Origin of the sequence: Rathayibacter sp. AY1E8 (genome assembly GCF_002931415.1) — a bacterium.
Taxonomy (GTDB): domain Bacteria; phylum Actinomycetota; class Actinomycetes; order Actinomycetales; family Microbacteriaceae; genus Rathayibacter.
This window is the reverse complement of record NZ_PSVI01000086.1, coordinates 1-9,090: the sequence shown is the minus strand read 5'-3', so window position 1 is coordinate 9,090 and position 9,090 is coordinate 1. Positions and strand designations below refer to the sequence as shown.

Genomic DNA, 9,090 nt, shown 5'->3' with positions numbered 1-9,090 from the left:
CCGCGACCTCGCTGGCGTTCTTCGCGATGGTCGGATTCGAGGACTCCGTGAACATGGCGGAGGAGACGAAGGAGCCCAGCCGCATCTTCCCGCGCGTGATGCTCACGGGTCTCGGCATCACCGCCGTGGTCTACGTGCTCGTATCCACGCTCGCCGTCGCGATCGTCCCCGTGGGGGAGCTGGCCGGCAACGACACTCCGCTCGTCACGGTCGTCGAGGCCGCGGCGCCCGACTTCCCGATCTCGACGCTCCTGCCCTTCATCTCGCTCTTCGCCGTGGCCAACAGCGCGCTGATCAACATGATGATGGCCAGCCGCCTGCTCTACGGGATGAGCCGCCAGGGCGTGCTGCCGCCGTTCCTGCAGAACGTGCTGCGCGGACGGCGCACGCCGTGGGCCGCGATCCTCTTCACGACGGTGATCGCCCTGCTCCTCACCGCCTACGTGTCGCGCGACCCCTCCGACCCCATCGCGGTGCTCCTGGGCGGGACCACGTCGCTCCTCCTGCTGGCGGTCTTCGCCGTCGTCAACGTCTCCGTGCTGGTGCTGCGCCGGCAGCCGGTCGAGCACCGTCACTTCCGGACCCCCACCGTGCTGCCGGTGCTGGGCACGATCGCCTGCGTCTACCTGGTGCTGCCGATCACCTCGGGACGCGACACGGCCCAGTACGGGATCGCGGGGGTGCTGCTCGTGATCGGCGTCCTGCTCTGGGCGGCGACCTTCATCGACCGGCGGGTCCGCGGCTATGCGCGCACCGCGGCGATCGCTCCGGAGGAGCTCGACGCCGATCCCGCGGAGGACGCATCGGGAGCGCACAGCGACGGCATCGGCCGGTCATAGCCGATCCATAGGGAACTCCCGATACTGGAGTCATGAGCACCCCGGCCCCCTCGAAGCACCTCGCCCCCGCGCAGCGCACCCGCCTGAAGCGGGCCGACGGGACGCCGATCCGCGTCCTCGTCGTCGACGACGAGAGCACCCTCACCGACCTGCTCCAGATGGCTCTGCGCTACGAGGGCTGGGAGGTGCGCACCGCCGCCGAGGGCCGCGCCGCGATCACGATCACCCGCGAGTTCCGGCCCGACGTGATCGTGCTCGACGTGATGCTCCCCGACATCGACGGCCTCCAGGTCCTGCAGCGGGTCCGCGCGGACGGCAGCGAGACCCCGGTCCTCTTCCTCACCGCGAAGGACGCGCTCGACGACCGGATCGCCGGGCTCACCGCCGGCGGCGACGACTACGTCACCAAGCCCTTCTCCCTCGAGGAGCTGGTCGCCCGGATGCGCGGACTCATCCGCCGCAGCACCCTGCTCGCCAACGACGCGGACGACCCCGAGGTCGTCGTGGGGGACCTGGTGCTGAACGAGGACAGCCACGAGGTCCGCCGGGGCGGCGACGAGATCGAGCTGACCGCCACCGAGTTCGAGCTGCTGCGCTTCCTGATGCGCAATCCGCGCCGCGTGCTCAGCAAGGCCCAGATCCTCGACCGGGTCTGGTCGTACGACTTCGGCGGCAAGTCGAGCGTGGTCGAGATCTACATCTCGTACCTGCGCAAGAAGATCGACGCCGGCCGCTCGCCGATGATCCACACCGTGCGCGGCGCCGGCTACCTCCTGAAGCCCGCCGACCAGTGAGCCGCACCGGCCGCCCGTCGCTCGGCGACTTCGCGACCCGCTCCGCCCTCCGCAGCTCCCGCCGCGGCCGGCGCGCGCCGTGGACTCTGCGGCGGCGGATGGTCGTCGCCGTGGTCGCGCTCGTCGCGGTGACGGCGGGCGTCGTGGGAGCGGTCAGCGTGCTCTCCGCCCGCTCGATCCTCTACGGCAGCACGGACGCGTCGCTCAGCCAGTCGGTCACGCGCCTCCAGGACTTCGACGGGCCGAGCCGCTTCGGCGGGTCGAGCGCGATCGAGCAGGCCACGACCTGCCCGAGCGGATCCTTCGGCGGCGGCCCGAGCCAGAACCTCAGCACCATCACCGCCGTCCAGGGCTCGGACGGCTCCTTCATCGGCGCCTACGTCGACGCCGACGGGGTCTGCCGGCAGTTCTCGGACCCGGCCGACTCGGTGCTCGCGGCGGCCGTCGCCGCAGGGGGCGAGGAGGCGACCATCGAGCTGCCCGGGAGCCTCGGGACCTACCGCGTGCGCGCGGCGGCGGTCGAGGGCTCCGTCGTCGTCGTCGGCGTCCCCCTGGGCGAGGTCGCCGAGACGCTCGCCTCCCTCACCTGGGTGGTCGTCGTGGTGGTGCTGCTGGCGATGCTGCTGGTCGCCCTCGTCGCCACCGCGATCATCCGCGTGGCCCTGCGGCCCCTGGAGCGGGTGGAGGCGACGGCGACCCGCGTGGCCGAGCTGCCGCTGGACCGCGGCGCCGTCGAGCTGGTCGAGCGGGTCCCGGAGGAGGACGCCGACACCCGCACCGAGGTCGGCCGCGTCGGCGCCGCCTTCAACCGCATGCTCGACCACGTCACCGGTGCGCTGGAGTCGCGGCAGGCGAGCGAGGACAAGGTGCGGCAGTTCGTCGCCGACGCCTCGCACGAGCTGCGCACTCCCCTCGCGGCGATCCGCGGCTACGCGGAGCTGCCCCGGCGCGGCGGGACCGAGCTGCCGGAGTCGGCCGCCTACTCCCTCGATCGGATCGAGTCCGCCGCCACCCGGATGACCTCGCTGGTCGAGGACCTCCTCCTGCTCGCCCGCCTCGACGAGGGCCGCGACCTCGAGAAGGAGCCCGTCGACCTGACGCTGCTCGTGATCGAGGCGCTCTCGGACGCGCACGCCGCGGGCCCCGACCACGAGTGGGACCTCGAGCTCCCCGAGGAGCCGATCGAGATCCGCGGCGACGGCTTCCGGCTGCACCAGGTGGTCGCCAATCTGCTGCGGAACGCGACCGTGCACACGCCCCCCGGCACCCGGGTCGTGGCGGCGCTCGCCGAGGAGGTGTCGGAGGGGCGGCCGATCGCGGTCGTCACGGTCACCGATTCCGGCCCGGGCATCGCGCCGGAGCTGGTGCCGGTGCTGTTCGAGCGCTTCGCCCGCGGCGACTCCTCCCGAGCGCGCACGACCGGATCGACGGGGCTGGGCCTGGCGATCGTGGCGGCGGTCGTCGACGCCCACGGCGGGCGCGTCCTCGTCGCGTCCGAGCCGGGGCGCACGAGCTTCCGCGTCGAGCTGCCGGCGGGCTGAGGGCCGGGGCGGCGGTCTCCCGCCGCCCGCCCTACACCGAGACGCCCAGCCGGCGGCGCGCGTCGTCGAGGGTCCGCACCACGGCGACCACCTCGTCGAGCGGGTGCAGCGGCGACTCGGTGCGCCCCTCCGTCACGTACTGCGCGACGTGCAGCGCCTCCCAGGCGAGGCCCTCGCCGCCCTGGAGCGGCGTCTCGTCGATCCACGACCCGCTCTCGGAGCCGCGGGTGAGCGTCACGCCGCCCGGCGTCCAGAACGACGGGTGCACGTCGATCCGCCCCGCCCGCCCCGCGACGCTCGCCGCGTGGCGGGTGTCGGCCAGCACGGTCGAGGTGGCCACCGACTGCACCCCGTGCGCGTGGCTGCCGACGATCGTCGCGGTCGCGTCGACGCCCGTCGAGGTCATGCTGCCGGCGACGACGGTGCTCTGCGGGGTGCCCGCCACCATCGAGACGAAGGAGGAGGCGTAGACGCCGACGTCCAGCAGGCCGCCGCCCGCGAGCGCCGGGTCGAAGATGCGGCTGGAGGGGTCGAAGTCGAAGGCGGCGCCGAAGTCGGCCGAGACGACGGCCGGCGCGCCGACCGCCCCGTCGGCGAGCAGCTGCCGTACGACGTCCATGTGCGGCAGGTAGCGCATCCACATCGCCTCCATCGCGAAGACTCCGGCGTCGCGCGCGGCGTGCACGATCATCTCGGCCTCGCCCGGGGTCGGCGCGAACGGCTTCTCGACCAGGATGTGCTTGCCCGCGGCGATGGCGAGCAGTGCCTGGCGGGCGTGCTCCGAGTGCGGGGAGGCGATGTAGACCACGTCGACCTCCGGATCCTCGACCACGGCCTCGTAGCCGGCCGAGGCCCGCTCGATCCCGAACCGGCTCGCGAACCGCTCCGCGCGCTCCAGCGAGCGGGAGCCCACCGAGACCACGCGCTGCCGGGTGTGCTTCTGCAGCGCCTCGACGAACGAGCCGGCGATCGAGCCGGGCGCGATCACCCCCCAGCGCAGGACGGGGGAGTCGAGGAGGGAGGGGAGTCGGGGCTCGGGGAGCGTCAGTGCCATGCGTCCACGCTAGGGCCCCGTGCCCGGCGGGGGCGAGGGGGTGCGCGGCGGTCCCCTAGGGTGTGACGGCACGCGCAGTCGCGGGCGGAGGAGGACGTCATGCCCGAGTGGTACACCCTGGGCGTCGTCGCCCTCGTGATCGTCGTGGTGGTCGTCGCGATCGTGCGCTTCCGATTCAACCCGGTGCTGGCGCTGGCCGTCGGAGCCGCCGCGATCGGCCTGCTCACCGGGCTCGGCCCCGTCGACACCGTCTCCACGATGACCACCGGCTTCGGCGAGGTGATGATGGAGGCGGGCCTCCTGATCGGCTGGGGCGTGCTCATCGGCGCGATGCTCAACGAGATGGGCGCCGTCGTCCGGCTCGTCGAGGGCCTGCTGCGCGTCTTCGGCCGCCGCGGGATCCCCTACGCGCTGGGCCTCTCCTTCGCCACCTACCTGCAGACGATCTTCGTCGACGCGCTGATCGTGATCGCGGCCCCGCTCGCGCGCCGGATCGCGCCGCGGCTGGGGCGCGCGGGCACCGGCATCGTCGCCGTGACCTTCGCCGTCGGGCTCGAGACGGGCATCGTGATGATGGTGCCCGGCTTCGCCGCGGTCGCGCTCGCGGGGCTGCTCGGAGTGCCGCTGGGCGTGATGATGCTCGGCGGATTCGCGGTGGTGGCGCCGACGGTCGTGGTCACGATCCTGCTGATGTCGCTCGCGTTCCGCCTCGGCTTCTGGGACCCGGCGCGCGACGAGCAGCTGGTCGTGCGCGACGACACGACCGGGCTCGCGACGGTGGGGGCGTCGCCCGCCGCGGACGGCGGACGGCTGCCGTCGTTCGGAGCGCGGGGGAGCGGCGGGGCGTCCTCGAGCGGAGTCGGAGCGGCATCGGGCGGCTCGTCGGGCTCGTCCGTCGAGGACGCGGCGGGTCCCGCCGAGGCGCAGGACGCCCACTCCGCCCGCGAGCGCCCGCTCCTGCTCCTCTTCGCGCCCATGCTCCTCGCCCTCCTGCTCATCGCCGCGCAGGCGGTGCTCACCGTCTCCGGGATCGAGCTGCCGGTGCTGCAGTTCCTCGGGAACCCCGTCATCGCGCTCCTCCTCGCCGTGATCGGCACCGGAGTGGTCGGCCGGTCCACCGTGGGAACCGCGCGGATGGAGAAGGCGGTCGCCAAGGGCTTCCAGGACGGCGGGCAGATCTTCCTGCTCACCGGCGTCGGCGGGGCGCTCGCCGCGGTGATCGCGCAGGGCGACCTCGGCGAGATCCTGAAGGGCTACTTCTCGACCTCGGCGACCGCGCCGCTGCTGCTCGTCTGGGTGATGGCGGCCGTGCTGCACATCGCGGTCGGCTCGGTCACCCTCTCGGCGATCACGGCGGCCGGAGTCGTCGCACCGGTCGCCGCGACACTCGGCCTCGACCCGCTGCTGATCGCACTCGCCGCGGGCTCCGGCGCGCTGTTCTGCATCCACGTCACCTCGAACACCTTCTGGCTGCTGCAGAGCTTCCTCGGCCAGTCGGTCCGCGGCGCCCTCAAGTCCGTGACCGTCGGTGTCTCCCTCGCCTCCGTCCTCGCGCTCGGCGCCACGCTCGTCCTCTCCCTCTTCCTCTGACCGGGCCCTGCTTCCTCCTCTCGCCGGATGCCACTCGGGCACCCGAGTCGCCGGGCGAGGCGTTCAGAACAGGCATCTCGCGGAGGTGACCCGGCCGACACGTGACGGAAACATGGAGCCTCTATCTTCCTGAGAGGGTTCACATCCGATTCGGAGATCCAGACGCCGACGGGGGCCCGATCCGTTCCGTCACGCCTCGACAAGGGAAGAACTCCGCTTGAGATCTCGAACCGCCCTCGCCTCCGGATGCGCCGCGCTCGCGCTCGCCGCCGGCGGCCTCCTGGTCGCCCCGCCGGCGACCGCCACGACGACAGCACCCGCCGACTACACCCGCGTGGACATCGTGCGTCCGCCGTCCGCTCCGATCGCGGTGCCGACCAGCTACCCGCAGCAGACCCCGCTGACCGAGGTGCCCGTCGACCCGACCGACGCCTCGCTCCTGCGCGGAGTCACCCCCTACGACGCCATCGCGCCGCAGCTGAACGCGCTCGCCGCCCGCTCCGACCGGGTCTCGACCCAGGTGGTCGGGAAGTCCGGCCTCGGCCGCGACATCTACCTGGTCACCGTCACCGCCCCCGAGACCGAGGCCGAGACGGCGCAGCAGGCCGAGTGGCGCGACCGGCTCAAGTACGAGCCCGCCGCCGCGGCCGCCGACGCCGACCTGATGGACGGCTACAAGGTGCCGGTCTGGTTCAACGGCAACATCCACGGCAACGAGTGGGAGGGCAGCGACGCGATCCTCGAGTACATCGAGGGCGTCGCCACCGCCGAGGACGCGGAGACCGAGGCGCTGCTCGAGGGCAACCGCCTCTACTTCACCGTCACCAACAACCCCGACGGCCGCGCCCTCGGCCAGCGCGCCGTCGCCGCGGGCTACGACCCGAACCGCGACATGATCACCGGAGCCACCAGCGAGGCGGCCGTGATCCGCGACCTCTCGAGCGTGCTCCAGCCCACGTACTTCATCGACATCCACGGCTACACCGGGATCCTCCAGGTCGAGCCCTGCGGCCCGCCGCACGGCGAGAACTACGAGTACGACCTCTTCCTCCCGCACGCGTACGCGACCGCGCTGGAGATCGAGCGCCGCGTCGTCGAGGCCGACGTGCCCGGCAACACCTACCTCGCCGAGGACGGCAGCGCCACGACGGACAACACCGGGAAGATCCTCATCCCCTACCGCGACATCCGCGCGGGCTGGGACGACTGGCCCCCCATCTTCGCCCCGCAGTACGTCGCCTTCCAAGGCGCGATCACCAACACGGTGGAGCTTCCGCTCGGCCGCACGGCCAACAGCACTCCGGAGGAGATCGCCCAGGGCCAGGCCAACGCGGACATCGACGTCGAGGTCGCCGGGATCGTCATGGACGCCTCCGTCGACTACATCGAGGCCAACCGCGACGCGCTCCTGAGCAACCAGGTCAGCATCTTCGAGCGCGGCGTCACCGGCGCCCCCGCCGTCGAGATCCCCGCCGACGTCTCCGCGGCCGACCTGCCCGCGGGCGTGCCGACCGAGTGGACCGAGATCTGGGACGAGACCGACGTCTACACGACCGAGTACCCGCGCGCCTACGTCATCCCCGTCGACGGCACGCAGCGCTCCGTCTCGGACGCCGAGACCCTCGTCGCGCAGCTGCTCGCCCACGGCGTCGAGGTGTCGCGGACCACGGCCGCCACGAGCGTCGGAGGAGTCTCCTACCCCGCGGGCACCTACCTGGTCGACATGCACCAGTCGGTCCGCGGCCTCGCCAACGTCCTCCTCGCCGACGGCAGCGACATCTCGAGCCGTGTGCCCGAGATGTACGACGTCTCGGCCTGGAGCCTCTCGCTCCTCTGGGGCGCCGACGTGCAGGCGATCGGCTCCACCACCGATGCCCTCCCAGCCGTCGGCCTGGAGCCGGTGACCGCCGTCGCTCCGGTCGGCTCCGTCCCGGCAGGCGCCGACTACCTCGCCTTCGAGCCGCGCGGCGTCCTGGAGTACCAGGCCGTCAACGCGCTGCTGGCCGACGGCGTCGCTCTCGAGCAGTTCGAGGACGGCACCATCGCCCTGCGTGCCGACGCCGCCGGGCTCGCGGCCGCCGAGGGAGCCGCCGCCGTCTTCGGCGTCGACTTCACGGCGACCACCGCCGACCGCGTGCGCGCCGAGGACGGGAAGGCGCTCGACGCCCTCCGCGTCGCCTACTCCGGCACGAACGAGGACCGCGACGCGCTGGCCAAGCTCGGCTTCGCCGACGCGGTCGCCGTCGACGCGGCCGCGCTCACCGCGGGCACCGCGACCCTCGAGAGCGCCGACGTGCTCTACGTGGGACGCGCCCTCTCCTTCACCCCGGAGCAGGCCGCAGGCCGCACCGTGGTCGAGGAGTTCCTCGCGGCGGGCGGCGACGTCGTCGGCCGCGGTGGCGCTGGAGCGGCCTTCGTGTCCGACTTCGGCCTGGCCGAGCTGACTGCGCAGACCGGCACGAGCGGCTCCAACGGCATCGTCTCGGTCGAGACGCCCGGCGGCGGAGTCCTCGGCGACTACCCGCAGGACACCGCGTTCGTCTCGCCGGCACTGTGGTTCGCCGGCTTCGACGAGTCGGTCGCGGTCGAGCAGAGCTACTCGGAGGACGGCACGTTCGTCGCCGGGCACTGGGTCGACTCCGACGGGCAGTCCCGGAGCGACGCGGCCGGGCAGGCCTCGGCCGTCTCGTTCTCGACGGAGTCGGGCACCGAGGGCTTCCTCTTCGGCACCTCGCCGGTGTTCCGCAACCACCCGGTCGGAGCGTTCAGCGACGTCGCCCGGGCGCTGCTCGCCGTGGCGCCGGAGGGCGCCGCCGTCGAGCTGCCGGGGACTTCGGAGCCCACGCCGACGCCGGAGCCGACCGGCTCACCGGAGCCGACCGCGACTCCCGAGCCGACGGCGACGCCCGAGCCCACCGCGACGCCCGAGCCCACCGCGACGCCCGAGCCGACCGTGAGCCCCGAGCCCACGTCGACCCCCGAGCCCACGTCGACCCCGGAGCCCACGTCGACCCCGGAGCCCACCGTCGTGCCGACGGCCGGACCGACCGCCACGGCCGCGCCGATCACCGCACCGACCGGCCCCGGCGGCCTCCCCTCCACCGGAGTGGAGACCGGCTCCTGGCTGCTGCTCTCGGGAGGTGCTGTCGCCCTCGGCCTCGGCTCGCTCCTGATCGCCCGCTGCGGAGTAGGCGCCGCCCGCTCGGCGGGTATCGCGCACGCCCTCTCCTCCGTCACCGCTCCGCTCGAGCAGGTGTGGATCGCCAACACCG

6 protein-coding genes are annotated in these 9,090 nt (G+C 73.2%); 5 read left to right on the top strand and 1 reads right to left on the bottom strand.

The features are described 5' to 3' along the window. The 3 genes from C5C74_RS16265 to C5C74_RS16255 form a co-directional block, all read left to right on the top strand. Positions 1–839 (top strand): APC family permease (locus C5C74_RS16265; RefSeq protein WP_146083100.1); only part of this gene is annotated, 839 nt, incomplete at its 5' end. Positions 840–871: 32 nt separating this feature from the next. Beyond that, on the top strand, positions 872–1,633 hold the full coding sequence (locus tag C5C74_RS16260) for a response regulator transcription factor (RefSeq protein WP_104223650.1): 762 nt from the start codon (positions 872–874) through the stop codon (positions 1,631–1,633). Beyond that, positions 1,630–3,174: a cell wall metabolism sensor histidine kinase WalK gene (locus tag C5C74_RS16255; RefSeq protein ID WP_219812137.1), complete on the top strand. Its 1,545-nt coding sequence runs from the start codon at positions 1,630–1,632 to the stop codon at positions 3,172–3,174. Before C5C74_RS16260 ends, C5C74_RS16255 begins: the two co-directional genes overlap by 4 nt. Before the next feature lie 31 nt (positions 3,175–3,205). On the opposite strand, the gene C5C74_RS16250 is transcribed toward C5C74_RS16255, so the two are convergent. Further along, positions 3,206–4,228, bottom strand: a complete 1,023-nt coding sequence (locus C5C74_RS16250) for a Gfo/Idh/MocA family protein (protein WP_104223651.1) — start codon at positions 4,226–4,228, stop codon at positions 3,206–3,208. A gap of 99 nt (positions 4,229–4,327) precedes the next feature. On the opposite strand from C5C74_RS16250, the gene C5C74_RS16245 reads away from it, so the two are divergent. After that, positions 4,328–5,818 (top strand): GntP family permease, encoded by a 1,491-nt coding sequence (locus C5C74_RS16245; RefSeq protein ID WP_104223652.1) that lies wholly within the window; start codon positions 4,328–4,330, stop codon positions 5,816–5,818. 217 nt (positions 5,819–6,035) lie between these two features. Beyond that, positions 6,036–9,090 (top strand): M14 family zinc carboxypeptidase (locus C5C74_RS16240; RefSeq protein WP_104351896.1); only part of this gene is annotated, 3,055 nt, incomplete at its 3' end.

What these genes read in the sequence shown, in the direction of transcription:
- C5C74_RS16260 (WP_104223650.1), top strand. Translation starts at nt 872, where the DNA reads ATGAGCACCCCGGCCCCCTCGAAGCACCTCGCCCCCGCGCAGCGCACC.
- C5C74_RS16250 (WP_104223651.1), bottom strand. Translation starts at nt 4,228, where the DNA reads ATGGCACTGACGCTCCCCGAGCCCCGACTCCCCTCCCTCCTCGACTCC.
- C5C74_RS16245 (WP_104223652.1), top strand. Translation starts at nt 4,328, where the DNA reads ATGCCCGAGTGGTACACCCTGGGCGTCGTCGCCCTCGTGATCGTCGTG.